At 66.2% G+C, this 25,689-nt stretch carries 24 protein-coding genes; 12 read left to right on the forward strand and 12 right to left on the reverse strand.

What is annotated here, in order from left to right; genetic code table 11:
- Positions 1 to 27 precede the first annotated feature (27 nt).
- Complete coding sequence (locus FR943_RS10495) at positions 28 to 1,203, forward strand: thiolase family protein (RefSeq protein ID WP_217156689.1); 1,176 nt, start codon at positions 28 to 30, stop codon at positions 1,201 to 1,203.
- On the opposite strand, the gene FR943_RS10500 is transcribed toward FR943_RS10495, so the two are convergent.
- From FR943_RS10500 to FR943_RS10520, 5 genes are read right to left on the reverse strand one after another with little or no spacing between them, the layout of a single operon-like run.
- Positions 1,190 to 2,029 (reverse strand): MerR family transcriptional regulator, encoded by an 840-nt coding sequence (locus FR943_RS10500; protein ID WP_217156690.1) that lies wholly within the window; start codon positions 2,027 to 2,029, stop codon positions 1,190 to 1,192. The two genes, FR943_RS10495 and FR943_RS10500, sit on opposite strands and share 14 nt — an antisense overlap.
- A 9-nt stretch (positions 2,030 to 2,038) precedes the next feature.
- Entirely contained in the window at positions 2,039 to 3,532 is a 1,494-nt protein-coding gene (locus FR943_RS10505; protein ID WP_217156692.1) for a flavin-containing monooxygenase, read from the reverse strand.
- Positions 3,533 to 3,545: 13 nt separating this feature from the next.
- Entirely contained in the window at positions 3,546 to 4,466 is a 921-nt protein-coding gene (locus FR943_RS10510) for a ferritin-like domain-containing protein (protein ID WP_217156694.1), read from the reverse strand.
- 49 nt (positions 4,467 to 4,515) lie between these two features.
- Complete coding sequence (locus FR943_RS10515; RefSeq protein WP_217156696.1) at positions 4,516 to 5,373, reverse strand: SDR family NAD(P)-dependent oxidoreductase; 858 nt, start codon at positions 5,371 to 5,373, stop codon at positions 4,516 to 4,518.
- Positions 5,373 to 6,362, reverse strand: coding sequence for an alpha/beta hydrolase (locus tag FR943_RS10520; RefSeq protein WP_217156698.1), 990 nt, complete (start codon positions 6,360 to 6,362; stop codon positions 5,373 to 5,375). Before FR943_RS10520 ends, FR943_RS10515 begins: the two co-directional genes overlap by 1 nt.
- 109 nt (positions 6,363 to 6,471) lie before the next feature.
- On the opposite strand from FR943_RS10520, the gene FR943_RS10525 reads away from it, so the two are divergent.
- Positions 6,472 to 7,416, forward strand: coding sequence for an FRG domain-containing protein (locus FR943_RS10525; protein WP_217156700.1), 945 nt, complete (start codon positions 6,472 to 6,474; stop codon positions 7,414 to 7,416).
- A 31-nt stretch (positions 7,417 to 7,447) separates the two neighbouring features.
- Here the strand turns inward: FR943_RS10525 and FR943_RS10530 are convergent, their stop codons facing one another.
- On the reverse strand, positions 7,448 to 8,188 hold the full coding sequence (locus tag FR943_RS10530; RefSeq protein ID WP_217156702.1) for a TetR/AcrR family transcriptional regulator: 741 nt from the start codon (positions 8,186 to 8,188) through the stop codon (positions 7,448 to 7,450).
- Between the two features lie 262 nt (positions 8,189 to 8,450).
- On the opposite strand from FR943_RS10530, the gene FR943_RS10535 reads away from it, so the two are divergent.
- From FR943_RS10535 to FR943_RS10575, 9 genes are all read left to right on the forward strand, one after another.
- The gene (locus tag FR943_RS10535; protein ID WP_217156704.1) at positions 8,451 to 9,212 is read left to right on the forward strand and encodes a crotonase/enoyl-CoA hydratase family protein; all 762 of its coding nucleotides are present in this window, start codon (positions 8,451 to 8,453) and stop codon (positions 9,210 to 9,212) included.
- 35 nt (positions 9,213 to 9,247) lie between these two features.
- The gene (locus tag FR943_RS10540; RefSeq protein WP_217156706.1) at positions 9,248 to 10,042 is read left to right on the forward strand and encodes an SDR family NAD(P)-dependent oxidoreductase; all 795 of its coding nucleotides are present in this window, start codon (positions 9,248 to 9,250) and stop codon (positions 10,040 to 10,042) included.
- A gap of 8 nt (positions 10,043 to 10,050) precedes the next feature.
- Positions 10,051 to 11,058: a dihydrodipicolinate synthase family protein gene (locus tag FR943_RS10545; protein ID WP_217156708.1), complete on the forward strand. Its 1,008-nt coding sequence runs from the start codon at positions 10,051 to 10,053 to the stop codon at positions 11,056 to 11,058.
- 135 nt (positions 11,059 to 11,193) lie between these two features.
- Positions 11,194 to 12,015 (forward strand): enoyl-CoA hydratase, encoded by an 822-nt coding sequence (locus FR943_RS10550; RefSeq protein ID WP_217156710.1) that lies wholly within the window; start codon positions 11,194 to 11,196, stop codon positions 12,013 to 12,015.
- 4 nt (positions 12,016 to 12,019) lie between these two features.
- Positions 12,020 to 13,270 carry an amidohydrolase family protein gene (locus FR943_RS10555; RefSeq protein ID WP_217156711.1) on the forward strand — a complete coding sequence of 417 codons (1,251 nt, stop codon included), beginning with the start codon at positions 12,020 to 12,022 and terminating at the stop codon, positions 13,268 to 13,270.
- 5 nt (positions 13,271 to 13,275) lie between these two features.
- Positions 13,276 to 14,901, forward strand: coding sequence for an acyl-CoA synthetase (locus FR943_RS10560; protein WP_217156713.1), 1,626 nt, complete (start codon positions 13,276 to 13,278; stop codon positions 14,899 to 14,901).
- Positions 14,898 to 15,749 carry an amidohydrolase family protein gene (locus tag FR943_RS10565; RefSeq protein ID WP_217156715.1) on the forward strand — a complete coding sequence of 284 codons (852 nt, stop codon included), beginning with the start codon at positions 14,898 to 14,900 and terminating at the stop codon, positions 15,747 to 15,749. The genes FR943_RS10560 and FR943_RS10565 overlap by 4 nt, the downstream gene beginning before the upstream one ends.
- Before the next feature lies 1 nt (position 15,750).
- Complete coding sequence (locus FR943_RS10570) at positions 15,751 to 16,806, forward strand: acyl-CoA dehydrogenase family protein (protein WP_217156717.1); 1,056 nt, start codon at positions 15,751 to 15,753, stop codon at positions 16,804 to 16,806.
- A 10-nt stretch (positions 16,807 to 16,816) separates the two neighbouring features.
- Positions 16,817 to 17,998 carry an acyl-CoA dehydrogenase family protein gene (locus tag FR943_RS10575; protein ID WP_217156719.1) on the forward strand — a complete coding sequence of 394 codons (1,182 nt, stop codon included), beginning with the start codon at positions 16,817 to 16,819 and terminating at the stop codon, positions 17,996 to 17,998.
- A 97-nt stretch (positions 17,999 to 18,095) separates the two neighbouring features.
- Here the strand turns inward: FR943_RS10575 and FR943_RS10580 are convergent, their stop codons facing one another.
- Positions 18,096 to 20,393 carry an MMPL family transporter gene (locus FR943_RS10580; protein ID WP_217156721.1) on the reverse strand — a complete coding sequence of 766 codons (2,298 nt, stop codon included), beginning with the start codon at positions 20,391 to 20,393 and terminating at the stop codon, positions 18,096 to 18,098.
- 103 nt (positions 20,394 to 20,496) lie between these two features.
- Between FR943_RS10580 and FR943_RS10585 the strand changes: the two genes are divergently transcribed.
- Positions 20,497 to 21,090, forward strand: coding sequence for a TetR family transcriptional regulator (locus tag FR943_RS10585; protein ID WP_217156723.1), 594 nt, complete (start codon positions 20,497 to 20,499; stop codon positions 21,088 to 21,090).
- On the opposite strand, the gene FR943_RS10590 is transcribed toward FR943_RS10585, so the two are convergent.
- The 5 genes from FR943_RS10590 to FR943_RS10610 form a co-directional block, all read right to left on the reverse strand.
- Positions 21,087 to 21,476 carry a hypothetical protein gene (locus FR943_RS10590; RefSeq protein WP_217156725.1) on the reverse strand — a complete coding sequence of 130 codons (390 nt, stop codon included), beginning with the start codon at positions 21,474 to 21,476 and terminating at the stop codon, positions 21,087 to 21,089. The two genes, FR943_RS10585 and FR943_RS10590, sit on opposite strands and share 4 nt — an antisense overlap.
- 173 nt (positions 21,477 to 21,649) lie before the next feature.
- Positions 21,650 to 22,672, reverse strand: coding sequence for an amidohydrolase family protein (locus tag FR943_RS10595; RefSeq protein ID WP_246584964.1), 1,023 nt, complete (start codon positions 22,670 to 22,672; stop codon positions 21,650 to 21,652).
- A 44-nt stretch (positions 22,673 to 22,716) separates the two neighbouring features.
- Positions 22,717 to 23,961, reverse strand: coding sequence for an amidohydrolase family protein (locus FR943_RS10600; protein ID WP_217156733.1), 1,245 nt, complete (start codon positions 23,959 to 23,961; stop codon positions 22,717 to 22,719).
- Positions 23,962 to 24,051: 90 nt separating this feature from the next.
- Positions 24,052 to 25,197, reverse strand: coding sequence for a thiolase family protein (locus FR943_RS10605; protein ID WP_217156735.1), 1,146 nt, complete (start codon positions 25,195 to 25,197; stop codon positions 24,052 to 24,054).
- 8 nt (positions 25,198 to 25,205) lie between these two features.
- On the reverse strand, positions 25,206 to 25,646 hold the full coding sequence (locus FR943_RS10610) for a Zn-ribbon domain-containing OB-fold protein (protein ID WP_217156737.1): 441 nt from the start codon (positions 25,644 to 25,646) through the stop codon (positions 25,206 to 25,208).
- Positions 25,647 to 25,689 lie beyond the last annotated feature (43 nt).

Raw genomic sequence — 25,689 nt, forward strand, 5'->3', positions numbered from 1 at the left:
CCACTGAAATCGTAAAGGTTGAATCTCATGGCAACACCCGTCATCGTGGGCGCCGCCCGCACCGCAATCGGCCGCTCCTTCAAGGGCACGCTGGTCAATACCCCACCCGAGGATCTGCTGGTCCCGGTCCTGGCCGAGGTCGTCCGCCGGGCCGGCATCGCCCCAGAGGCGATCGACGACATGATCATCGCCGAGTCCAACTATGGTGGCGGCGATCTGGCGCGCTATGCCGCCGACATCCTGGGCTGGCAGTCGGTACCGGGCCAGGCCGTCAACCGGCATTGCGCCGGCTCGCTCACCGCGATCGGCAACGCCTCGGCCCAGATCGGTTCCGGCATGGAGCGGGTGCTGATCGCCGGCGGTGTGCAGTCCCTGTCGATGACGCCGCTGACCAACTGGCGCATCCCCGGCCCGGAACTCAAGTTCGAAGAACGCTGGATGACGCCCACCCACGTGGAGACGCCGGACGCGCCGATGCGCGACATGTCGATCACCGTCGGCTGGAACACCGCCCAGTCGGCCGGGCTCACCCGCGAGGACATGGACGCCTGGGCCGCGCGGTCCCACGAGCGCGCGATCGCCGCCATCGATGCCGGCAAGTTCGTCGACGAGATCGTGCCGCTCAAGATCACCCAGCCGGACGGTTCGGTCATCGAGTTCAGCGTCGACGAGCACCCGCGCCGCGGCACCACGGTCGAAAAGCTCGCCGAACTCAAGGTCCTGCACCCGGAGATCGAAGGATTCTCCATCACCGCGGGCAACAGCAGCGGCACCAACGACGCTGCCGCTGCTGTCGCGGTGGTCGGTGACGACTACGCGGCCGCCGAGAACCTCAACGTGCTGGCCACCGTCAAGGCGTGGGCCGCCGTCGGCGTCGCCCCGCGGGACACCGGTCTGGGCGGGGTCAAGGTGATCGGCAAGGTGCTGGACCGTGCCGGGCTCAAGCCCTCGGACGTGGCGCTGTGGGAGATCAACGAGGCGTTCGCCTCCGTACCGATCGCCGCGGTCCGCGAATACGGCATCGACGAGGAACTGGTCAACTTCTCCGGCAGTGGCTGCAGCCTCGGCCACCCGATCTCGGCATCGGGCGCCCGCATGGTCACCACCCTGGTCTATGAGCTGAAGCGCCGTGGCGGCGGAATCGGTGTCGCCGCGATGTGCGCCGGCGGTGGCCAGGGCGGCGCGGTCGTCATCGAGGTTTAGTCCGTTTGTCGTGAGCCCGGCGGGGGCCGTCCGGTGTGGCGTCCCCGTCGGGCTCACGTTCGTCGGCTGTCTCGGATCCGGTCTGGGCCTTGCCCGCGGCCTGATACTCGTGCAACTCGGCCCGGACCGCTTCGTCGAACGCCCGATCCAGGCTCGCGTGAGCGAGGCGGCGGGCGGCGCGGCGCATGGTGTCGACCAGATCGGCGGCCCAGGCGAGCTCGGATTCGTTCGTGGGCAGCCATCCGGCGCCCCGCTGCCGAACGACTTCCCGGTGACCGCCGCGGGTCATTTCGCGAGCGGCGGCGTCGAGTTTCTTGTCCACCGACGCGGTGGTTTTCAGGACTATCGCGAGCGGCATGCCGCGGGAGACGAGCGCGGCGAAATCGTCGATCAGACGGACATCGGTGACGGCATAGACGTTTTCGTCCGCGGTGGCTGCGACGACCCCCTGGCCGATCAGCTGGCGCACCATTGCCGCGTCCAGTTGGCCGAGCCGCTCTTCGAGCTCGGCGAGGGCCATGGTGCGCGGCTCCGGACGCGACCACGGCGCGGTGACCAGCTCCTCGAGATCGGACAGATCGAGGACATCGACGAGATTCTGTCCGGGCTGTAGCCCGGTCAGGAACTTCATGATGTGCTTGAGCGTGAAACCTTCGCTGAGCAGCCGGGTGATCGCCCGCAGTTGACGCAGGTGCCGGTCGGTGTAGATCGCCACCCGGCCCCGGCGCTGTGGCCGGGGCAGCAGGCCGCTGTCCTGATAGACGCGTACGTTCCGGGTTGTCGTCCCCGCTTCTCGAGCGAGGTCGTCAATCCGATACTCGGCCACCAGCGAATCCTATCCGGTGGCGAGCGGCTCGCCGCTGGTCTGCGCGACGGTGATCGTGTAATCGGCCAGGTTCACGGTCTTGAGCTGCTTGACGTATTGGGTGGCGAACCCGGGATACATGGTCGCGTTGAAACCGTCGTCGGTCAGATACCAACTCTGGCAACCCGAGTTCCACGTCGTGGCCCGCAGGCGCCGCTGGATGTCGGCGTTGTAGCCGTCCTGGACCTCGGGTCGCACATCGAGCGACTTCCAGCCGAACCGCAGCAGCGTGCCGATCGCCTCGACGATGTAGTTGATCTGGGCTTCCATGTACACCAGCGCCGAACTGTGTCCCGGCCCGGAATTGGGACCGAAGGTGAAGTACAGGTTGGGGTAGCCGGACACCACGACGCTGCGGTACGCGTAGGCGCCGCCACTCCATTCCGCAGCCAGCTCACGGCCGTCGATCCCGGTGACCGGGAACGGCGTGGCGGCTTTGCAGACATCGAACCCGGTCGCGAACACGATGCAATCGAATTGGTGCTCGATCCCCTCGACAGTGCGAATTCCGTTGGGGGACAGCCGCGCGATGGGCCAGGTCACCAGCTTGCAGTTGTCGGCCTGCAGGGCCGGGTAGTAGTCGCTGGACATCAGCAGCCGTTTGCAGCCGGCGGCGAAGTCCGGCGTCAGCTGCCGCCGCAACCACGGATCTTTCACCTGCCGACGGAGATTGGCGATGCTGATCGCCTCGACCACACGGGTGACCGGGCTGTCCCAGACGACGCCGAGGGCGACCGACTCGTGCCCCCAGTACCAGGCGCTTCGCATCAGGTTCTGGGTCACCGGCAGCGCGCGGTAGAGGCGCTTGAGCCGGCCACTGGTCGCGGAGTTGGCCCGCGGCAGCACCCAGCCGGGAGTGCGCTGAAAAACCTTGACCGATTTCGCCGTCTTCACCAGTTCTGGCACGATCTGCACCCCGCTGGCGCCAGTGCCGACCACCGCGACCCGCTTGCCCCCGAAATCGTAGTCATGGTCCCAGCGGGCACTGTGGATCTTGTGGCCCGCGTAGGTGTCGATCCCGGGGATGTCCGGAAAGCTGGCGTTGGACAGCGGTCCGGAGGCCATGATCACCGTTCGGGCCCGCACCGGCTCCCGACCGTCGAGATCGACGGTCCACTCGCCGGCAACCGCGTCGTACGCGATGCCGACGACGGTATGGTCGAACCGGATTTTTGGTGCGATGCCGGATGATTCGACCATGCCGTTGATGTACTTCAGGATCTCGGTACTGCCCGAATAGGTGTGGGACCAGTCCGGGTTCGGCGCGAAACTGTACGAGTACAGTCGCGACGGGATATCGCAGGCGGCGCCGGGATAGGTGTTGTCGCGCCACGTTCCACCGACCCTGCAATCCCGCTCGAAGATCACGAAGTCGGTCACGCCCTCATCCTGCAGCCGGATGGCGGCGCCGATGCCGGCGAATCCGGCCCCGATGATGGCGACTGAGATGGAAGAAGAAGTCATGTCAGAAAGCCCTTCAGGCCACGGGCTCGTAGGTCAGTTCCTGCGACCAGGTCGGGGTGTTCTGCACCAACGACATCGGAATCACACCGGTGATCTTGACCAGCGAATCGGCCAGCCAGTGATACTTGGAGGTCCGGTCGATCACCTTGCGGCTCTGCCACGAGATCAGTCGGTACATCGGTAGACGGCGGGCGAATTCACTTCGCTCACCGACATTTTGGAACCGGCGCATCGCCTGATACAACCGGTCCTCGCTGACCCCCATGGCAACGATGTTGTCGCGCATCTTGTTCAGCAGCGGAAAGTAGCTGAGCACGCCGACCAGGAAGGTGGGCTTGATCCAGCCCCCGACCAGTTCGATGAGCAGTTTGCGCATCTGGGCGTGCCCGAGGATGTCCATCACCTCGAAGTCGACGGCCAGGTGTCGGGACTCGTCGGAGTTGATCCGCTTGAACACCTCTTGGGCGACCGGGTCTTTGACCTCATCGGTGATGAACTTGATCAGCGCTCCATCCAGGGCCACTTCGAGCATCGGGATGACGGTGCCGAGGAACGTCAGACCCATGCCATCGGAATGCTTGTCGAGCCAGTTGATGACCAGCTGGACATTGACGTTCGGCGGCGGGATCTCGTCGTCCTCGAGCATGCCCCACCGGCGCATCAGCGCGAGCTCGGCGTTGGCGTGCTTCTGCTCTTCGGCGTGGAAATGTTCGTAGATGCTCTTGAGCGTCGGATTCGGCGCCTTCTTCGCCAGCGCGGCAAAGCCCCGGGCGCCGACGTTCTCGATCCACATCAGGTCGGTCATGAACGGCTTGAGCTTGGCGTGCAGTTCCGGATCGATGAGCTCGGCTCCCGGTGCATCCCAGTCGATGTCGATCAGGGCCCACTGCCGGTCCTTGATCATCTGGAGCATGTTGTCGAGGTCCATCGCCATGACGGGTCCTTTCGCAGAAATCGGGCGGGGGCAGCTTTCGCCGCAGGGGTCAGTCTTTGGGGAGAACCCGGCCGAGCAGTCCGGCGCCGCGGACGTAGAGGCCTGGGAAGTGCCGCTTGAGATGCCAGATGACGGTGGCGTCGATCTGGGGGACCACGTACAACCGACCGTTGCCGTGTGCGTCGAGGGTGCGGGCCGCGACATTGTCCGGTGACAATCCGGTCCACCGGGCGAGCTGTTGGCTGAGGTTCATCGACCCCGGCGTGATGCGACCGTCCTGAAAGACGTTGGTCTTCACGAACGTCGGACACAGCACCGTCACCGCGATGCCGGTGCCCGCGAGTTCGGCGGCCAGAGTCTCCGACAGCGACATCACCCCGGCCTTGGAGACGTTGTACGGGCCCATCGACGGCGCGGCGGCGAAGCCCGCGGCGGAAGCCACATTGATGATCCCGCCGCGGCCGGCTTCGCGCAGGATCGGCGTGAAGACCTCGCACCCGTAGATCACACCCCACAAATTGATCCCGAGCGCCCAGTCCCAGTCCTCGAAACCGATGGCGCCGATGGGTTTGCCGCCGGCGCCGACACCCGCGTTGTTGATCACCAGTGTCGGTGGGCCACCGAAGATCTGGTCGGCCTGTTTGGCCAGCCGTTCGACCGCGCCGCGATCCGAGACGTCACAGACCACGGCGTGGCCGGCACCGCCGGGCAGGTTGCCGATCAGTTCGACGGTCTCCTCGGCCCGGTCTGCGTTGATGTCGGCGCAGATGACCTCGCCACCCCTCCGGGCGAGCTCAAGGGCGAACGAGCGGCCGATCCCGCTCCCGGCACCGGTGACCACCGCGCGTGCGTCGGCGCACCGGCGAACACTGCGGAAAGCGTTGGACAGCAAGTCGAATCCGAACATCAGCAGGCCTCCGTCCGGGCGTTCGGCCGACTGTCCGCCGGTGCGGCGGCGATGAACGCGGCGGCTCGGCGCAGTGCCGACTCGGCCTCGGGCGCCAGCCGCGGCAGCGCCTGGAACACGTGCACCATGCCGGGCCACACTTCGAGCACGCTGGAGCCACCGGCTCGGCGCACTTCGGCGTCGAGGTAGCGGGCGTCGGCACTGAGCATCTCGAACCCACCCGCCTGAATCAGCATGGGTGGCAGGCGATCCGCCTTGGCGAAGTCCAGGCGCAGTCGCGGGTGATCGGGGTCCTGCGCCGCGGTGTACAGCCCGACCAGCCGGCGGGCCGCGGTCGCCGACATCGCCGGATCGCGCCGTACCGCCTCCTGCCGCTGGGCCAGGCCCATGGTGAGGTCGATGAGCGGTGAGAACAGCACCAGCGCGGCAGGCTGGAACTCCGGCTCGTCGATGTGGGCGAGCAGCAGGTCACAGGCCAGGTGGCCACCCGCGGAATCGGCGGCGATCGCGATTTCGGACGGGACGTAGCCTTCGGACCGCAGCCAGTGGTAACCGGCGGCGACGTCGTCGGCGGCGGTGGGGAAGCGGTGTTCGGGAGCCAGCCGGTAATCGACCGAGAAGAACGGCATCCCGGTGGCCTCGGACAACCGCGCCACCAGCTTGCGGTGCGTGTGCGCCGAACAGATCACGTAGGCACTGCCGTGGATGTAGTAGCCGGCCCGCGTGCCGAACTCCACACCCGGCCCGAGCACCCATTCCCCCCGGACGCCCGGCCGGCGGACCGGGACGACCCTGGTGCCGGCGGGCATGGACCCCAGCGTCGCCATGATCGCTGCGACGAGGCTGCGGGAAAACCTGACCCCCGCCCGGTTCACCGGGACTGCGCCGGTCAGGCAGCCCAACGTCCACCGGGTGGCGGCACCGGCGACGACGGCACGCAGGGAGGGTTTGGCCGGCACGCCGGGGAGATCAGCTGCGCTCACGGGCATTTACGTCACCACAGACTGTGACAGTTGTCAATGTAACAATTGGCCATGGCAATGTTGGTCGGATCCGGTAACGCGCGGGAATGTCGGTGGCTGTTGATGAAATTGCCGCATGTTCACGATGCCGACGTTCATGAACGACCTGACGCACGTCGATCCGCAGGAGCGGCAGTTGGGGGAGGCGTTCGCCCACTGGCTCGACGCGGTCGCTTCTCTCGCGATTCGTTACGAGCAGGGCGCGTTCGACAGTTACTGCCCGCGGACCTACTGGCGTGGGCAAGCGCGGGCCTGGGTCTTGTCACCTGGCATGCATCGGCGGATCGCCGGGATGTCCCAGGCTCCGTTGGACGATCAGGCGGTGGTCGAGACCACCGACCATCTCCTCGCCGGTGCCCGTGCGGTGGGTCTGTACCCGCCCACCGTGTCGGCGCTGGGCGATCTTCAACTGCTGGCATACCTTCAGCACCAGGGCGCGGCGACGCCGTTGCTCGATTTCTCGACCGATTTCCTGACTGCACTCGCCATGGCGTGCTTCGACGCCACGTCCGATGAGCACGATGGTGTGCTCCTCTGCTACCGGTATCGCCCTTGCAACGCCAGCTATGTCCCGGCGTTCACCCACGTCACGCCAACGGTGGCGTTCGGCGGCGGTGGAGATGGCAACGTGGCGCTCTTCCATGCGCCGTACCTCACTGCACGGCAACGTATTCAGCGCGGCGTGTTCATCTTTTCGGAGGTTGTCACCGACAACCCCAACGCCACCGTGGCGGTACCGATCAGCGACCACTCGGACGCCATCGCGACCTACTACCACGAGCACAGGTCGGTGGGGCCGTCGATGCTGCGCGAGCATCCGGTCGAGCCCGGCCAGTGCGCGGCAATCGTCGTACCCAGGGAACACAAGATCGCCATCCGTGGCTGGCTGACATCCCAGCATCAACTCAACGACACGTACGTCTATCCCGAGGCGCTCGCGTTGGACGTCCACCGCCAGTACATCGGTGAGAACGCGGCCACGTCACCGCTCGGTTCCAACTTCGGCCGAAAACTGTTCTGACGTAATCGGATCGGCCTCGGTGAGGCGGCGCCTATCTGCGCTTCGCCTTGGGCGTCGACTGCTCTGCGATCCGGCCGGCGGCGTGGTCGAGGATGCATTCCAGGCCGTACTCGAAGTTCTTCTCGTCAGCCGCGCCGATCCGGTGGCCTTCGCTGGTCACCTGCGCCAGGAGCGGGGTGACTTCGGGGTCGATGACCATGCTCTCTTCGTAGTACCCGGGCGCGTTGTCGTCGGCCCGGTTCTTCTCGTAGAGCCGGTGCAGCACCACCGATCCGCGGACGTGCACCGACACCGCCGAATAGGTGTCGAAGGCGTCCTCGACCGAGAGTCCGGCCTCCACCAGGCCCGAGATCGCGGTCTCCATCTCCTGTACGCCGAGGCGCGCGGCCCGAGGGCTCAGAGCGGACCGAATGAGAATGAGATCACACAGGATCGGGTTGGCGATGAAGGCTTTTCGCATGGTTCTGGCGTGGTTGGCCAGCGACTCGCGCCAATCCTTGGCCTCGACGTAGGGGGTGGCGACGACGAACTCGCGCAGCGCGCGGTCGGTCATCGCGTTGAGCAGATCGTCCTTCTTGCGGAAGTACCAGTAGATGCTCGTGACACCCACGCCCAGATGTTTGCCCAGCAGCGGCATGCTGAGATTGTCGATCGACACCTGCTCGGCGAGTTCGAATGCGCCCTTGATGATGTCGTCGGGATTGATGGACCCGCGTTCGCGCCGTTGACGTTTCTCAGCGGTCGGTTGCTTTGCCACTGCGGGCACCTCCATCGAAATCGATACTGGTCGAGCCGTCCCTGTGCCGCGGGTCAATCGCAGTTGAATTTACCGCCGGCTGCCACCTGAACTGCGCCTATGCGCGCGTGTCGCGGGGTCTTGTCGCTGTCAACCTTACCGGTAGCCCTTCCGTTGCTCCGCAGCTACGGTTGACCCGTGGCCGTCGCTCGGCAGAATGGACGGGGTTCCCGCCTCTCTACTGTAATGCCTATAGTAGGCTTTTCCGGGTTATTGGACTTTATGTAAAGGGGCACTGGTGTCGGACGAAGTTCTGCGGGAGCGACGGGGGCGCACGCTCATCATCACGATCAACCGGCCGGAAGCGCGCAATGCGTTCAACCTGGCGGTGGTCCAGGGGCTCGCCGATGCGATGGACGAACTCGATGACACACCGGAGCTGTCGGTCGCGGTCCTCACCGGCGCGGGCGGCAATTTCTGTGCCGGCATGGACCTCAAGGCCTTCGCCGCCGGGGAACTGCCCTATGTTCCCGGTCGAGGAGCGGGTTTCACCGAGCGTCCGCCGCGTAAGCCGCTGATCGCCGCCGTGGAGGGATTCGCCCTGGCCGGTGGCACCGAGCTGGCTCTGGCCACCGACCTCGTGGTGGCCTCCAAGGTCGCCAAGTTCGGCATCCCCGAGGTCAAGCGCGGGCTGGTGGCCGGTGGCGGTGGCCTGCTGCGGCTGCCCCAGCGCATCCCGTACCAGAAGGCGATGGAGCTCGCGCTGACCGGTGACAGCTTCACCGCAGAGGACGCCGCCGCGTGGGGTTTCGTGAACAAGCTGACCGAGCCCGGCGAAGCGCTGGCCGGCGCGCTCGAACTCGCCGACCGGATCACCGCCAACGGCCCGCTGGCGGTGGCGGTGACCAAGGAGATCATCGCGTCGTCCTCGGAGTGGTCGGCCGAGGAGATGTGGAAGAAGCAGGGCGAACTGCTCGGCCCGGTGTTCTCGTCGAACGACGCCAAGGAAGGCGCCATCGCGTTCGCCGAGAAGCGCGCCCCGAACTGGACCGGTTCCTGACGATCCGGCGGACAGGAGCGGGGGACTGATTCGCGATGGATCTCGGATTTGCCGGTGCGGCCACCGTCGTCGTGGGCGGCGGCCGCGGGATGGGGTTCGCGACGGCGCAGTGCCTGGCCGAGGACGGGGCCCGGATCGCGATCGTCGGGCGGTCCAAGGACGTACTCGACGCTGCCGCAACGCAGCTGAGTCGGCTGGGTTCGCCGGAGGCGGTGGCGATCGTTGCCGACACCACCGACAGCGGCCAGGTCGAGCGGGCCTTCGGCGAGGTCGATGAGCGCTGGGGCGAGATCAATGCCCTGATCAATACGGTCGGCCCGGGAGCGGCGGGCAACTTCGAAGAGTTGACCGACGACCAGTGGCAGCAGGCGTTCGACGCCGGTCTGATGGGCATGGTGCGTTGCGTGCGGGCGGCGATACCGTTGCTGCGCAAGGCCGAATGGGGCCGGATCGTCAATTTCTCGGCGCATTCCACCCAGCGGCAGAGCACCCGGCTGCCGGCCTACACCGCGGCGAAATCGGCGGTGAACAGCGTGTCGAAGAACCTGTCGCTGCTGCTGGCAACGGACGAGATCATGGTGAATGTGGTTTCCCCGGGCAGCATCTCCTCGGAGGCGCTGCAGGACTGGGCCGATACCGTGGGCGTCGACGGCAACGATCCGTACGCGCTGATGGCGGCCATCGACGAGCACTTCGGCCATCCGGCCCACCTGCCACGCGCCGGGTTGCCCAGTGAAATCGGTCCGGTGGCAGCGTTTTTGGCGTCCAAGCGCAACTCGTACATGACCGGTGCCAACGTCAATGTCGATGGCGGTAGCGACTTTATCTAGGGAGCGGTATGGCGACAGCCGGTGAAGCACGGGAGTGGGCTCGTAATGCGCTCCGCGGCATAGGCGATTCGCTGTACACCCCGTTCTGCGGTACCGATGGCGACGACATCGACTGGGACGCCTACCGGCACCTGGTGCGGTACTGCGTGGCCGATCTGGGTCACCAGATGCTGTGGTGTACCAGCGGTTTGGCCGAGTTCTGGGCGCTGACGCTGGCCGAGCGCAAACAGTTGCTCGAGGTGGCCATCGACGAGGGGCGCCGGGCGAACCCGGCGCTCGTCGTGCAGGCCTGCACCGCGGCGACGTCGGCCAAGGACTGTCTGGAACTGACCCGGCACGCCCAGCAGGCCGGCGCGGACATCGTCTACATCCAGACGCCGATGATGGAGGCCCACGGGGGCGAGGGCGTGCTGCGCTTCTTCCGGTACATCGCCGACCGCACCGACATCGCCCTGGGAATGTTCAACTCACCGTCCTCGGGTTACGTGCTGACGCCCGACGAGAGCGCGCGGATCGCCGAGGCGATCCCGGCGGTGTGCGCGACCAAGGAGGGCGCCTTCCGGCCCGCGGCCAGCCGTCGGCTGCATGAGCTGGCGCCCTATCTGTCGGTCTGGGAGTGCGACACCACGGTGTACCGGGCCGGCTGGCTGCGCGAGGGCATCGTCTGTCCGGCTCAGCTGGGCACGGCCGGATACCTCTACGAGACCCCGCAACGGCGCATCTTCACCGAGTACTGGGAGCTGGTCTACGCCGACCGGCTCATCGAGGCGATGGACTACGCCAGAGAGTCGGGCCTGGACCAGTTCGGCCTGGACATGGGGTCCTGGTTCACCTGTTATCCCGGCCGGGCCGACTATTTCACCCACTGGGCCGGGGCGTTCAAGTACGCGGCCTCGGTGCTGGGGCTGCCCATCGGCGACCATCCGCATTCTCGTCCCCCGCAGGTGGTTCTCCCGGAGGTGGCGAAGACCCAGATCGAGACCGCATATCGAAAGCTCGGTTTGATCGACGGCTGAGCCGTTCCCGCGCGGGTCATTGTCCGGCCTTTGTGCAGGTCGCAGCTTCAACACGGCGCTTGCGGAATGCACTACCGATAGGTATACAGTATGTATGTCTGAACGGCTGGTGCGGCTTCGGGAGGTGTGCGGCGGATGACCCTTGCCGACGACGTGGGAACTGAGGCGGTGCGGTATGAGGTCACCGACGCCGGGGTTGCGGTCATCACCCTCAATCGGCCGGACCGGCTGAACTCCTGGGGTCCGGACATCTCGGCCGGCGTGTACGCGAGTTTCGATCGCGCCGAAGCCGATCCGTCGGTCCGGGCGATCGTGCTGACCGGGAGCGGACGCGGATTCTGTGCCGGCGCCTACATGGGTGCCGTGCGGGAACTCAGCGCCGGCATTGATGAAGACACCGATGTCAGCAAGATCGTCGGTGAGCGTCACCCGCATTTCCTCACCGAACTGCGCAAGCCGGTCATCGCCGCCATCAACGGGGCCTGCGTCGGCATCGGCCTGACCCACGCCCTGATGTGCGACGTCCGATTCGCCGCTGCCGGCGCCAAATTCGCCACCGCCTTCCCGCGCCGGGGGCTGATCGGCGAATACGGCATCACCTGGATCCTGCCGAGATTGGCCGGCTGGGGCATCTCGGCGGATCTGCTGCTCAGCGGCCGGACCTTCTTCGCCGAGGAGGCCCGTGAGCTCGGTTTGGTGAAAGAAGTTGTGGCGCCCGAAGATCTGCTGTCCCGGGCGCTGGAGTACGCCGAGGACCTGGCCCGCAACTGCTCTCCGGCGTCGATGGCGGTGATCAAGCGCCAGCTCTACGGCGATGCCAACGACAACGTCGTCGACGTCAGCGACCGGGCCGAGAAACTCATGCACGAGTCCATGGTCCGCCCTGACCTCGTCGAGGGCATCACCGCATTCTTCGAAAAACGGCCCCCGAATTTCCCGTCCCTGAAAGAAGGTTGATGACATGACCGAAGCTCCCGAACGGCTTCCGTACCTCGCCGTCGACGTCGACAACCACTACTACGAGCCGACCGATGCCTTCACCCGGCACCTGCCCAAGGAGTTCAGGAGCCGCGGTGTGCAGATGGTGCAGGACGGCAAACGTACGTTGGCGGTGATGGGCGGAACGGTCAACCACTTCATCCCCAACCCGACCTTCGACCCCATCATCGAGCCGGGCTGCCTGGATCTGCTGTTCCGCGGCGAGATCCCCGAAGGGGTGGACCCGGCTTCCCTGATGAAGGTCGACCGGCTCTCCGAGCATCCCGAGTATCAGAATCGCGATGCCCGGCTGAAGGTGCTCGACCGTCAGCGCCTCGAAACCGTGTTCATGCTGCCGACTTTCGCGTGTGGCGTGGAGGAGGGGCTCAAACACGACATCGAGGCCACCATGGCCTCGGTGCACGCCTTCAACCTGTGGCTGGACGAGGACTGGGGTTACGACCGGCCCGACGGACGGTTCGTGTCGGCGCCGATCATCTCGCTGGCCGACCCCGACAAGGCAGTCGAGGAAGTCGAGTTCGTGCTGAGCCGCGGCGCGAAACTCGTCTGCGTGCGGCCGGCCCCGGTGCCGGGTGCGGTCAGGCCGCGATCCCTCGGTGACCCGCTGCACGATCCGGTGTGGGCCCGGCTGGCCGAAGCCGGTGTCGCCGTGGTCTTCCACCTGTCCGACTCCGGGTACATGGCGGTCCCGGCGCTGTGGGGCGGCAGCGGGGTTTTCAAGGGATTCGGCAAGCGCGATCCGCTGGACATGGTGATCATGGATGATCGTGCCATCCACGACACGATGGCCTCGATGATCGTGCACCAGGTGTTCACCCGGCATCCCAAGCTGAAGGTGGCCAGCATCGAGAACGGGTCCTATTTCGTCTATCGGCTGATCAAGCGGCTCAAGAAGGCAGCCAACAATGCGCCGTACCACTTCAAGGAAGATCCGGTCGAGCAGTTGCGCAACAACGTCTGGATCGCCCCGTACTACGAGGACGACGTGAAGCTGTTGGCCGACACCATCGGGGTCGACAAGATCCTGTTCGGCTCGGATTGGCCGCACGGCGAGGGCCTGGCCGATCCGACCACCTTCACCGCAGACATCCCACAGTTCCCCGAGTTCAGCCGCGAAGACACCCGAAAGGTCATGCGCGACAACGCACTTGAGCTCCTCGGTGACATGAACCGGGTTGCTCCCGGCGTCGCGCACCTGACCGTACCGGCGTAACCGGGATGGCCGAATGGACGATCGGTGCCGTCGTCGACGCGATCGCCGATGCGGTGCCCGACCGGGAGATGACGGTGTGCGGCGACCGCCGCACCACCTTTGCCGAGGGGGCGCAGCGCACCCGGAGGTTGGCGAACTTCCTGGCAGCGGCCGGGCTGGGTGTGCGCCGGGAACGTCGGGACCTCAACCGCTGGGAGTGCGGTCAGGACGTGGTCGCCCTCCTCATGCACAACGACCTGTACCCCGAAATGGTGATCGGTTGCCTCAAGGCGCGCACTGTCCCGGTGAACGTCAACTACTACTACGCGCCCGGCGAAGTGGCCGATCTGCTGGCCTACCTGAAGCCCCGCGCGGTGATCTACCACCGCTCGCTGGGGGCGAAGTTCGCTTCCGTATTGGGGGATGAGGCGCTGTCGGCCGAGGTGCTGATCTCCATCGACGACGGCGACGGCGACCGGCTCGACAGCTCGATCGACCTGGAAGAGGCTCTGGCACAGGGAGATACCGACCACGGCGGGCTGCCGTCGCCCGATGACCTGCTGATGGTCTGCACCGGTGGTACCACCGGCCGGCCCAAAGGCGTGATGTGGCGCCAGGGCGACATCTACGTGTCGTCGATGAACGGCGCCGACCACGATCAGGTGGGCGAGATCCACGACAAGGTGGCCAACGCGGGCCCGCCGTGGTTCGCGGTGTCGCCGTTGATGCATGCCGCCGGCCTCTGGACGGCGTTCTCGGGATTGCTGTCCGGACAGACCGTGGTGCTGCACGACACCAAGCCGCGGTTCGACCCGCGCACCGTGCTGGAGACCGCGCAGCGGGAGAAGATCGGCCTGATGACGATGGTGGGCGATGCGTACGCCGGGCCGATCGTGGAGGAGCTGGGCCGTCGCTCCTACGACCTGTCGTCGATGTTCGCGATCGGCACCGGTGGGGCGGCGACCAACCCGAAACATCAACGGGCCCTTCTGGAACACATCCCGCAGATCACCATCATCAACGGCTTCGGCTCGTCGGAGACCGGCAACATGGGCTTTGGCCACACCCAGCGCCAGACACCGACCGCCGAGACGTTCCAGCTGCGGGCCGGCGGGCTGGTGCTGGCCGACGATTACTCGCGTTTCCTCGACCCCGGTGACCCCGAGGTGGGCTGGGTCGCGCGCAACGGTCGTATCCCATTGGGTTACTTCAACGATGCCGAGGCCACGGCCAGGACATTCCCCGAGGTGGCCGGCGAACGGGTGGTGGTCTCGGGTGACCGCGCCGCCCTGGAAGCCGACGGCACCCTGCGCCTGTTGGGGCGGGACTCGTTGGTGGTCAACACCGGCGGGGAGAAGGTCTTCGTCGAGGAGATCGAGGAAGTTCTGCGGGCCCATCCGCACGTGGTGGACGCACTGGCGGTGGGACGGCCCAGCGAACGGTGGGGCGAGGAGATTGTCGCCGTCGTGTCGATCCGCGGCGGCGACGTCGACGCCCCTGCGCTCCGGGAGTTCTGCGCGACCCGATTGGCCCGGTTCAAACTTCCCAAGGACGTGCTGTTCGTCGATGAAGTACGCAGGCTCGGCAACGGCAAAGCCGACTACCGCTGGGCCAAGGGCCTGGCGTCTCAACAAGCGGAGGCGAGGGCATGACACCCAGCGAGAACCGAGTGATCGACTGTCTGGCCAACGTGCACTTCGGTGAGACGGAGAACCAGCCGACGTTCATGAAGAAGGTCCGCGACGATTACTTCAAGGGCCCCAAGTCGATGTACGAGCCGATCGACCTGGCCGAGATGCTCGACGAGATGGACAGTCACGGGGTGCGCAAAGCCATCCTGATGGACAACCTCACGAAACCGTCGGTGACCGCCCGCAAGTTCGTGGAAGCCCACCCGGACCGGTTCGCCCTGGCAATGGGTGGGGTGAACCTGCTGCGTCCCATCCCGTCGCTGCGTGAGCTCGCCGCCGTCAGCGCTGACCTCCCGGTCGCGTATGCCGTTGTCGGGCCCAGCTTCTGGGGCGACGGGCAGTACCCGCCGAGCGATGCCGTGTACTACCCGCTCTACACGAAATGCGCCGAGCTGGACCTGCCGCTGTGTGTCAACACCGGGTTGCCCGGGCCGCCGATTCCGGGTGAGGTGCAGAACCCGATTCACCTCGACCGGGTGTGTGTGCGCTTCCCCGAACTGAAGCTGTGCATGATCCATGGCGCAGATCCATGGTGGGACATCGCCATTCGGATGCTCATCAAGTACCAGAACCTGCGACTCATGACTTCGGCCTGGTCGCCCAAGCGACTCCCGGAGTCCCTGTTGCATTTCATGCGTACCCGCGGCAAGAACAAGATCATCTTCGCCTCCGACTTCCCGGTGCTGCGCATGCAACGTGTGGTCCCCGAGGCGCTGGCACTCGATCTGCCCGCCGAGGTGCTCGACAACTACCTCTACAACAACGCCGCCGAGTTCTTCTTCGGCGAGAGCCAGGAACAGGAGAACTGACATGGACCGCTACGAGCTACGCCGGCTGGATTACAGCCTGTCGGAAGACCATCTGGATCTGCAGAACGCCTACAAGCAGTTCTTCAAGACCTACTGCGACATCGAGGCGGTCCGTGCCGCCGAGCCGTCGGGTTTCGACAAGAGCCTGTGGGAACGGTTGTGCACCATGGGCGCCACCACGATGGCGCTGCCGGAGTCCGTCGGTGGCGACGGTGCCACCCTGGTGGACCTCACCCTGGTCGCCGAGGAGATCGGTCGGTCGCTGGCCCCGGTGCCCTGGATCGACCACGTGGTGGCGGCGCGCTTGCTGGCCCGGTTGGGCGCGCTGGACTCCGCAGAGATCGTCCAGGGCGCGCAACTGGTCGGGTTCGACCCGCAGCAGGTCGCTCCGACCGGCGCCCTGCTCGTGCCGACCGGGTCGATCGCAGATCACATCATCGTCCGAGACGGGTCCGACGTGGTGCAACTGGGCTTCTCCAGCCGGCCCACCCGCGTCGACAACATCGGCAAACTGCCGATGGCCTGGGTGGATCCGGCTACGGCCGACACCCGCGTGGTGCTGGCCGGCGGCGCCGATGCCTTGGCCGAATACCAACGGGCACTGGATGAATGGCGTCTGTTGACCGCATCGGCACTGGTCGGTCTGGTCGAGGAGACGATGACCATCGCCGCCGAGTTCGCCAAGACGCGCTACACCCTGGGCGTGCCGATCTCTACGCTGCAAGGCATCTCGCACCCGCTGGCCAACATTGCCATCACGGTGCAGAGCGGGCGGGGCCTGGCCCGTCGGGCCGCATGGTTCCTCGACAACGAACCCGACGAGCGTCCGGAACTGGCGCCCTCGGCCTTCGTGTTCATGGCAGAGGAGGCCGCCAAGGCCGCCACCATGGCCGTGCACGTCCAGGGTGGGCTGGGGGTGTCCGCGGAGGCTGCGGCCACCGCGTACCTGGTGCGGGCCCGCGGCTGGGCGCTGGCCGGTGGCGATCCGGGTGCCACCGCAGTGCGTATCGGTCAGATCGTCGCGGCTCGTGAGAGCCGGGAAGTCACAAAGGTTTAGGGGAACAAGCGTGGATTTCTCAGTAGTTGAGCTGTCGGCCGAGGACGAGGCGTTCCGCACCGAGGTCCGGGAATTCCTGTCCAGCGTGGTGACCGAGGACGTCATCCGCCGTGATCGCGAAACCGGTGACAACTTCGACGAGGGCGTGCACCTGGCCTTGGCGGCCCGCGGGTATCTGGAGAAAGAATGGAAGACCGAGGCCGACGGTGGCTTCTCCCGGGTACGCCGGCGGATCTGGGAGCTGGAGAAGCGGCGCGCCGAGGTGCCCTGGGTGACGTGGGGGACCACCTCGATGGTGGCCCGATCGGTGGCGAAGTTCGCCGCGCCGGAGATCCGTGACGACGTACTGCGTGGGGTGTTCGACGGCACTGTGCGGCTGTGCCTGGGCTACACCGAACCCGAGGGCGGCTCCGACGTGGCCACCTGTAAGACGCGTGCTGTTCGGGAAGCGGATGGGGCGAGCTGGATCATTAATGGCTCCAAGATGTTCACCACCGGTGCGCACAACTGCAAGTACGTCTTCCTGATCACCAACACCGATCCGGACGCACCGAAGCACAAGAGTCTCACCATGTTCCTGGTGCCGCTGGACCTCCCGGGCATCGAGATCCAGGGCATCCGCACCGTCGACGGTGACCGCACCAACATCGTCTACTACTCCGACGTGCGGGTGGACGACAAGTACCGCCTCGGCGACGTCAACGGTGGGTGGACCGTGGTGCGCGAACCACTGGATGCCGAGCACGGGGCCGTCGCGGCCGCCGACGACGGACTCGCCGATGTCGCGATCATGATGCATCAGGCCGGATTCATGGCCGAGGCCACCGACAACGTCGCGGCGTTGGTGGGCCGGGCGGGCGCCATCGACGACGGGTCCGTGGCATATCGGTTGGGACGCAGCGTGGCCCGGCTTGAGGCGTCACTGTCGTCACCGAGCATCTTCGGTCGGGTGGCCCTGGCGCAGACCATGCGTGACGTCGCACCGGATCTGATGGACATCGCGGGATCGATTGCTGCACTGCCGGTCGGGGCCGACGGGGGAGCCGACGACCGCAGTGAGTACGTGTACCGGTTTGCCCCGCTGGTCGGCATCTACGGCGGCACGCTCGAGGTGTTCCGCAACATGATCGCCCAGCACGTGCTCGGGCTGGGCAAGCCGAATTATTCGGCGCCCAAGGCGAAGGCGTCCTGAGTCGGGAACCACCCCTTGACCAACCGCCGAAACGGCATTCCGGCAGCAAAAGTGCGAGTAGCGGGCTGCTGGAATGCCGTTTCGGCGGAATGGGTGGTCAGACTTCGGTCAGTTGCTTGTTGAGCTGATCACCCTCGATGTCGAGGTTGGGCAGGACACGCTCCAGTCGCCTGGGCAGCCACCAGGCCTTCTCGCCCAGCATCGACATCACGGCCGGCACGATGGCCATCCGCACCACGAAGGCATCGATCAGCACACCGAAGGCCAGGGCGAAGCCGATCTGCTTGATCATCGGATCGCCGTTGAAGACGAACCCGGCGAACACCGACATCATGATCACCGCGGCGGCCACCACCACCCGACTGGCCTGGGTGAAGCCATGGGTCACGGCGTCATCGCCGCGATGACCGTGCACATGTGCCTCCTTCATCGAGGACACCAGGAACACCTGATAGTCCATCGCGAGGCCGTACAGCACACCGATCACGATGATCGGCAGCAGGCTCAGGATCGGTCCCGTCGCGCTCAAGCCGAACAGTTGCTGGAACCAACCCCATTGGAACAGTGCGGTGGTGGCACCGAAGGTAGCCAGCACGCTGAGCAGGAACCCGACGGTGGCCTTGACCGGCACCGCGATCGACCGGAACACCACCAACAGCACCAGCAGGGACAGTCCGACGACCACGCCGATGTAGAGCGGCACCGCCTGTGCGAGCCGGTCGGTGGTGTCGACACCCATCGCGGTGATACCGGTGACCCCGAGGTCGACGTTGTGCAGTTCGGTCAGCGGGCCGGCATGGGCCCGGATGTCGCGGACCAGCTGAGCCGTCGCGTCATCGGTGGGACCGGTGCTGGGCACCACCGAGAACAGGGCGAATTCCTCGTTGTCGCTGACCTTTTGCAGGCTCACCGATTCCACACCGGACAGCCGTCGCAGATCGTTGTTGGTGTCCACCAGGTCAGCCGTGGTGAGCTTGCCGTGACCGGCCGCGGGTTCGGCGACCACCACCAGCGGCCCGTTGTAGCCGTCGCCGTAATGGGTGGCGACCAGGTCGTAGCTCTCCCGCTGCGGTGTGCCCTGGTTGTAGCTGGCGCCGGCGGGCAGCCCCATCGACATGTTCAGCGCCGGCAACGCCAGCAGCGCGGCGATCAGCACACCGCCGATCGCGACCGGGACCCGGTGGCGCAACACCGCGCCCACCCATGCGGTCGCAAAACGGTGGTTTGTTCCGTTTTCGGTGGCTTGTGCACTGCGGGCCTTGTCCGAGCAGATGCGCTCACCGACCAGGCCGAGCAGTGCGGGTAGCAGCGTGAGCGCGGCGGCCACGGCCATCACCACGGTGGCAGCGGCAGCCAGTGCCATCGGTGTGAGCAGCGAGATGCCGACCACTGTCAGCGCCACCAGTGCGATCACCACGGTGGTGCCGGCGAAAATCACTGCGCTACCGGCTGTTCCGAGGGCGCGTCCGGTGGCCTCGGCGGCGCTGAGGCCATTGTCGATGATCAGCCGGCGTTGGCGGTTGACGATGAACATCGCGTAGTCGATGCCGACCGCCAGGCCCAGCATCAACGCCAGCACGGCAGTCATCGACTGCATGTTGACCAGGTGCGAGAACAGGAAGGTGCCGCCCACTCCCACCGCCACCGAGCTCAGTGCGGTGGCCAGCGGCAAACCGGCGGCCACCAGCGAGCCGAGCGTGACCACCAGCACCATGGCGGCGACGGCAAGACCGACAACCTCACCGACACCGACGATCTCGGGCATCTCGACCATGCTGGCCGAGGGCAGCACGCTGACGCCGGTGGTGGACACCGCCTCGCGCGCCGCGTCGACGGCGGCTTCGACGGTGCCCGTCGGCAGTTCGGCAGTCTGCTTGTCGAACTGGAATTGGTAGAGCGCGGCCGCGCCGTCACCGGAAATCAACACTCCGGGAACGGGTTGGCCGTTGACGATCAGAGGTTTCGGGGTGTCGGGCCGGCTGGTCGCGGCCTCGGCCCGGGCGACCGCGGCCGCGGCGGTCAGCGTCGGGCTGGCCGGGCCTTTGGCCAGCTCGGCCTGGGCGAGGGCGCGCGGGTCCAGCACGTGATCGGAACGTGAGATCGAATCCACGGCGCGCAGCAGTCCGTCGCGGTTGGCGCCGTCGTCCATGCGTTGACCGGCGGGCGCGGCGAAGGCGATCAGTCCCTGGCCGCCCGAGGATTCCGGCAGCCGCTGCGCGAGGTCGTCGATGACTTCTTGCGCCGGCGTGCCGTTGATGCGCATCTCGTTCGAGATCTTCGGCGGGTTGGTCACGAGCAGACCCGCCACGATGGCGATCAGCGCGAGCCAACCGCCGATCACGAGCCAGGGCCGGCCGAACGCAAACCGCCCCAGCCGATACAGATAGGTGGACATGTAAATGAGAGTAGGCTCTCAATATGGGAGTAGGCTATCGTTTGTAGCGAACCCCATCCGCGGTGCACCGACATGACCTGCGCCACGTCCCCCCGGAATGGATATGCCTGCGAAACCCAGCCGCCGCCGCACCGACGCCTATGCCAACGAGAGCCGTATCGTCGCGGCGGCCCGCGAAGTCTTCGCCGCGCTGGGCGCGGCCGCCACATTGGCCCAGGTGGCTGCCCGTGCCGGGGTAGGCAACGCGACGTTGTACCGGCATTTTCCCAACCGTCAGGCCCTGGCGGCCGCGGTCTACGAGGACGCGTTCGCTACCGAGGTGGAGCCGGTGATCCTGGCGCTGATCGACAGCGATGCCCCCCGAGAGGCGTTCATCGACGTGATCGAACGGTTGGCCGAGCTGATGTACCGACAGCGCCCGCTGGTGCCGTCACTGGACCACCTCACCGAGTTGACGGCCCGGCTGTTCAGCCGCAAGCACGACCTGCTCGAAACACTGGTGACACAGGGACAAGCAGCCGGGGATCTGCGGTCCGATCTCACCGTCGACGACGTGCCCACGTTCGTCGCCATGGTCACCGCGGCATCGGTGGCCCTCGACCAACCGCCGCAGCTGCGGCGGCGGTACCTCAGTCTGATGCTCGACGCGCTCAATCCCGCTGACGCCCAGCCGCTTCCGCCGCTGCCGGAGGTCTAGCCGGACGGCGCCAGGGTGGGCTGCACCGGAACCAATACCGGCGGTGGCGGATTCGACGGCGCCACCTGCAGATCGCCGCGGGGCACCAGGCCTTCGGGGACGCGACCGGCCCCGGCGGCCTCACCCGGTGGCGCCTCACACTTCTGCTGGCCTTCGTTCCACACCCCGCCGCTGTGCCGGCAGCAACCCTTGGTGTCGTCGATCTTTTCCTGCATCGACTCATCGAGCCCGTCGTTGAGCATTTCGGTGCAGGTATCGAAGTCCTCGATATCCCAGACGCCGGGCTCGGCCTGCGCGCCCGGCGGTGTCACGATGACGAACATCGCCGCGGCGGCCATCGTCGCCGCCAACCGCACTGTCCGCCGTACCAGAGTGGTGATTGCCATCTTGCCCCCAATGGGCCAGACGCCCATGGCCGAACCCCGTGTCGGGCACAGGCGCAGTTACCGGTATTGAATGCAAATAGTCTGCGCTCGATACGTCACGGGTACAACCTCGGGCACCGCACGTGTTTGCCGTGGCAAGGTTTCGGCGGATGGGGTTTGACGGCGGCCGAAATCTACAGACGGAGCAGAGCTTCCACGTTGCCGTGTGCGATGGCGTGCATCTGTTTCTCGGAAAGTGTTGAACCGGTGAGGAACTCGGTGACGTTGTCGCGCTTGACGTAAGGGTAGTCCTCGGAGTGGATGATTCGGTCGGCACCGAGCTCGGCCACCACATGTGCGAGCTGATGCTGACTGAACATTCCGGATGGCGTCACCCAGATCTGTTCCCGGTAGTAGTCGCTGACGGCGCGGTCCCGGCCGGGGTTGACGAGCGCAAATGTCTCGTCGAGCCGGTCGAGCCAGAACGCCATCACCTCGCCCCAATGTCCGCTGAGCAACTTCAACCCCGGGTGGCGGTCCAACGCGCCGGCCAGGATCAGCCGGACGACGTGGATGCCCGCTTCGGCGTGCCAGCCGAACGCCGGGCCGGAGAACATCACCGAGACAGCCGCCGGCCAGTCGCCGAAGTAATAGGGCTGTGATACCTGGGGATGAGGCAGGCCGGGGTGCACGTAGATCGGCAGATCGACGGCTTCGGCCGCGGCCAGGATCGGCTCGAAACGGGCGTCGTCGAGGAAGAGGCCGTCGAAGGTACCGGCGATCAACGCCCCGACGAAGCCCAGCTCGCCGACACAGCGACGCAGTTCCTCGGCCGCGGCCCCCGGATCGTAGAGCGGCAGCGTGGCGAAACCCCGAAACCGGTCGGGATGTTCGGAGATCTGTTGTGCCAGATCATCGTTCACCTGACGGCACAGCTCCACGGACTCGGGTGCGGCCAAGGTGCTGGGGCTGCCGTTGCCATGCGAAACCACCTGGACATCGATGCCGACGGCGTCCATGTGGGCCAGCCGGTGACCGCCCAGTCGGGTGGCCGCGTCGCGGTCGTCGTTGAATATCGAACCGAACTCGGCCAGGGCGTCGAGCGGCAAGCCGCTCGGCGCGCCGCCCAACTGGAGAACCCGCCGGCTCACCTCGGGGTGCTCATAGTGCTCTTCGACGGTGATGATGCGCATCCGGCCGGCTTTTTCCGCGGGCATGGTCGAACGGTACCGCCGATGTCGAAGCGCCGGCGACGAACAGATCAGACCTCGGCGAGCGCAGGCGGGTTGACCGCGTCCGGATCAGGATTGGCGAGCGGCAGGCCCATGAACCGTCGGGCGTTGTCGCCCATGAAGTCATAGGTGCGCCGGACGCTCATGCCCTCGGCGTACTTCCAGAACCCCTTGGGTTCGGCCAGCCCTTCGGGATGCGGATAGTCCGAGCCGAACAGCACCTTGTCCCAGCCGACCGTCTCGACCACGTCGGACACACAGCCTTCCCAGAACGGGCTGACCCAGACGTTGCGTCGGAACACGTCGTGCGGGTGCTCGGGGAAGTTCTGCGGCATCTTCTTGTACAGGTCTGCGAAATCGTGGAACAGCGGGAAGATCCAGCTGCTGCCGTTCTCCACGCTGGCGATACGCAGCTTCGGGAACCGGGTCAGGGTGCCGTGACAGATCAGCGCGGTCAGCATGTCGGCGATCTCGCGGTGCCCGAGCACCATCCAGCGGAATGCGCTCTGCGCCATGAAGTTCTGGGTGTAGGGCGGTTCCCACTTGTTGACGTACTCATCGAGCGGGGGATAGCTGGCGTGCAGGACGATCGGCAGGCCGGCGGCCTCGACATCACGCCAGAACGGGTCGAACTCCGGCAGGGCAGGGGAGCGCCAGCCGTGCAGCCCGTTGACCGGGCCCGGCTTGATCAGGGCGACCTTCGCGCCGTGATCGAGGATCCATTCCAGTTCCCGTTGGGCCGCATCGACTTCGGAGAGGTTGATGATCGGTGTGGAGAACACCCGGTTCTGGTAGTCGAACGTCCAGTGCTCCAGGATCCACTCGTTGAGCGCATGCACGATCGCCAGGGTCAGCTGCGGGTCGTCGGCACTGGAGTGCTCGACCAGGCTGCCCAGGGTGGGATAGTTCAACGCCTCGACCACACCCTGGCGGTCCAGTTCCTTGACCCGGGCCTCCGGGTTGCGGGTGGCCTCGGGCGCGTCGATGGCCCTGCCCTGCATCTCGCGCAGGGTCAGGCCCTCGGTGTTCTCCCCGGCGAAGAACTTCTCGTGCGCGCCGGGTGCGGCCACCCGTTCGAACGTCGGGTTGGGGATGAAGTCGGTGACCCGGTTGTTGATCACCACCCGGGTCTGACGGCCGATCTGGGCGTACTGCACCGCGCGTGCGTACTTCTCCGGCAGGAATTTGGTCAGCGCGTCGCCAGTTTCGTACATGTGCTGGTCGGCATCGAAAATCGGTGCGTCACGGAACTGTTCGGTGGCTTGGTCAGACATGGTGGTGGTTCCTTTTCTCCCGCGAGCAGACAGTTAGGCACCCCAAATGGGGCTCGGGAGGGTACCTAAGTGTCTGCTCGGCCATGAAAGTCAGAGGGTCAGAACGGTGGCTCCGGCAGTGCCGGGAGCGCCGTAGAGCTGGGCGAAGCCGACGCGCGGGTTGCCGGGCACCTGCCGGTCGCCGGCCTCGCCGCGCAATTGCCGTACCAGTTCGTGGATCTGGCGCAGACCGGAGGCGCCGATCGGTTCGCCGTTGGCGATCAGGCCGCCGTCGGTGTTGACCGGCAGCGAGCCGCCGATCTCGGTGGCGCCGTCGGCCAGCAGCTTCTCCTGGTCGCCGTCGGCGCAGAATCCGCATTCGGCCATGTGGATGATCTCGGCCCCCGCGTCGGTGTCCTGCAACTGCACGACATCGACGTCTTCCGGTGCCACCCCGGCCTTTTCGAACGCGGCGCGCGCGGCATACACCGTCGGAGCGACGTCTTCCTCCACCGGGGCGCAGGTGGTATTGACCTCGTACGCGCCGTAACGGCGAGTCCTGACTTCGACCGCCTTCAGGTACACCGGCTTGTCGGTGTAGCGGTGGGCGATGTCGGCCCGGCACATCACCACCGCGGCCGCACCCTCGTCGGGAGCGCAGAACATGTACTGCGTCAGCGGGTAGTTCAGCATGGTCGAGTTGAGGATGTCGTCCTCGGAGATCGGCTTGCGCCGGAACGCATTCGGGTTCAGCGCGCCGTTGCGGAAGTTCTTGTTGGCCACCTTGGCCAGCGTGCGCGCCGAGATGTTGTGCTCGTGCAGGTAGCGGTTCGCCTTCATCCCGAAGAACTGCGTGGTGAGGTACTGGCCGTTCTCCGCGTACCAGCTGGGCATCCCCACCAGGGCCGGATCCTCGGTGAATGCGCCACGGGGGTGCTTGTCCAGGCCGACGGCGATGCCGATGTCGTAGTCGCCCAGCCGGATCCCGTCGGCGCAGGCCTTGGTGGCACTTGCCGCGGTGGCACACGCGTTGAACACGTTGGTGAACGGGATACCGGTCAGCCCGACCATGCCGACGATGGCGTCCGGGTTGGCCACCGTCCAGCTGCCACCGGCCGCCGCGCCGATGTCCTTCCATTCCACGCCGGCGTCGGCCACCGCGGAAAAGATGGCGTCGACACCCATCTGCATCGCGGTCTTGCCCTCGAAGCGGCCGAACGGGTGGATGCCGACACCGATGATGGCTACGTCGTTCATATGGCTCCTCAGGCGGGTTGGAAGGCGAAGGTGACGAGTTCGACGGTGTCGCCGTTGTCATCTTCTGCCGTGGCGAACGGGACCATGGTGAGTTCGACATTCATGCCGAATCGCAGTTTGGCGGGGTCGTTTTCGGTGAGCCGGCCTTCGACGCGGAGCACGCCGTTGCCGTCGTCGTCGACGAGCTCGACCAGGCCCACGCCGAAGGGGACGAAATCCTTGCCGGTCGGCCCTTTGTAGGGGGCTCCCGGCGGGAAGCCCTGGGTGGTCCAGGCGATCACCGTGCCGCGCCTCGGCAGGCGCACTTCTTCGGTGTCGGCCCCGGAACATCTCGGGCAACGGGGTTGGGCCGGGAACGTGGTGGCCGCGCAGTCGCCGCAGCGGCTGCCGATCAGCTGCGGATCTGCATCGGGCCAGGTCGAAATCTCAGGCGCCAGCGCCTTCTGCATACGTCTGATCCTCCGTCTCGGTCAAAAAACCCTACCAACTGTA

The sequence above is a fragment of the [Mycobacterium] fortunisiensis genome (assembly GCF_019050325.1).
GTDB lineage: Bacteria > Actinomycetota > Actinomycetes > Mycobacteriales > Mycobacteriaceae > Mycobacterium > Mycobacterium fortunisiensis.

Bases quoted from the DNA above. Each gene is read 5' to 3' on its own strand.
- FR943_RS10595 (WP_246584964.1), bottom strand. From the start codon at position 22,672: ATGCCCGCGGAAAAAGCCGGCCGGATGCGCATCATCACCGTCGAAGAG.
- FR943_RS10550 (WP_217156710.1), top strand. From the start codon at position 11,194: ATGACCCTTGCCGACGACGTGGGAACTGAGGCGGTGCGGTATGAGGTC.
- FR943_RS10540 (WP_217156706.1), top strand. From the start codon at position 9,248: ATGGATCTCGGATTTGCCGGTGCGGCCACCGTCGTCGTGGGCGGCGGC.
- FR943_RS10590 (WP_217156725.1), bottom strand. From the start codon at position 21,476: ATGGCAATCACCACTCTGGTACGGCGGACAGTGCGGTTGGCGGCGACG.
- FR943_RS10580 (WP_217156721.1), bottom strand. From the start codon at position 20,393: ATGTCCACCTATCTGTATCGGCTGGGGCGGTTTGCGTTCGGCCGGCCC.
- FR943_RS10565 (WP_217156715.1), top strand. From the start codon at position 14,898: ATGACACCCAGCGAGAACCGAGTGATCGACTGTCTGGCCAACGTGCAC.
- FR943_RS10495 (WP_217156689.1), top strand. From the start codon at position 28: ATGGCAACACCCGTCATCGTGGGCGCCGCCCGCACCGCAATCGGCCGC.
- FR943_RS10560 (WP_217156713.1), top strand. From the start codon at position 13,276: ATGGCCGAATGGACGATCGGTGCCGTCGTCGACGCGATCGCCGATGCG.
- FR943_RS10530 (WP_217156702.1), bottom strand. From the start codon at position 8,188: ATGGAGGTGCCCGCAGTGGCAAAGCAACCGACCGCTGAGAAACGTCAA.
- FR943_RS10585 (WP_217156723.1), top strand. From the start codon at position 20,497: ATGCCTGCGAAACCCAGCCGCCGCCGCACCGACGCCTATGCCAACGAG.
- FR943_RS10605 (WP_217156735.1), bottom strand. From the start codon at position 25,197: ATGAACGACGTAGCCATCATCGGTGTCGGCATCCACCCGTTCGGCCGC.
- FR943_RS10510 (WP_217156694.1), bottom strand. From the start codon at position 4,466: ATGGCGATGGACCTCGACAACATGCTCCAGATGATCAAGGACCGGCAG.
- FR943_RS10525 (WP_217156700.1), top strand. From the start codon at position 6,472: ATGTTCACGATGCCGACGTTCATGAACGACCTGACGCACGTCGATCCG.
- FR943_RS10600 (WP_217156733.1), bottom strand. From the start codon at position 23,961: ATGTCTGACCAAGCCACCGAACAGTTCCGTGACGCACCGATTTTCGAT.
- FR943_RS10520 (WP_217156698.1), bottom strand. From the start codon at position 6,362: ATGCCCGTGAGCGCAGCTGATCTCCCCGGCGTGCCGGCCAAACCCTCC.
- FR943_RS10545 (WP_217156708.1), top strand. From the start codon at position 10,051: ATGGCGACAGCCGGTGAAGCACGGGAGTGGGCTCGTAATGCGCTCCGC.
- FR943_RS10515 (WP_217156696.1), bottom strand. From the start codon at position 5,373: ATGTTCGGATTCGACTTGCTGTCCAACGCTTTCCGCAGTGTTCGCCGG.
- FR943_RS10505 (WP_217156692.1), bottom strand. From the start codon at position 3,532: ATGACTTCTTCTTCCATCTCAGTCGCCATCATCGGGGCCGGATTCGCC.
- FR943_RS10610 (WP_217156737.1), bottom strand. From the start codon at position 25,646: ATGCAGAAGGCGCTGGCGCCTGAGATTTCGACCTGGCCCGATGCAGAT.
- FR943_RS10555 (WP_217156711.1), top strand. From the start codon at position 12,020: ATGACCGAAGCTCCCGAACGGCTTCCGTACCTCGCCGTCGACGTCGAC.
- FR943_RS10570 (WP_217156717.1), top strand. From the start codon at position 15,751: ATGGACCGCTACGAGCTACGCCGGCTGGATTACAGCCTGTCGGAAGAC.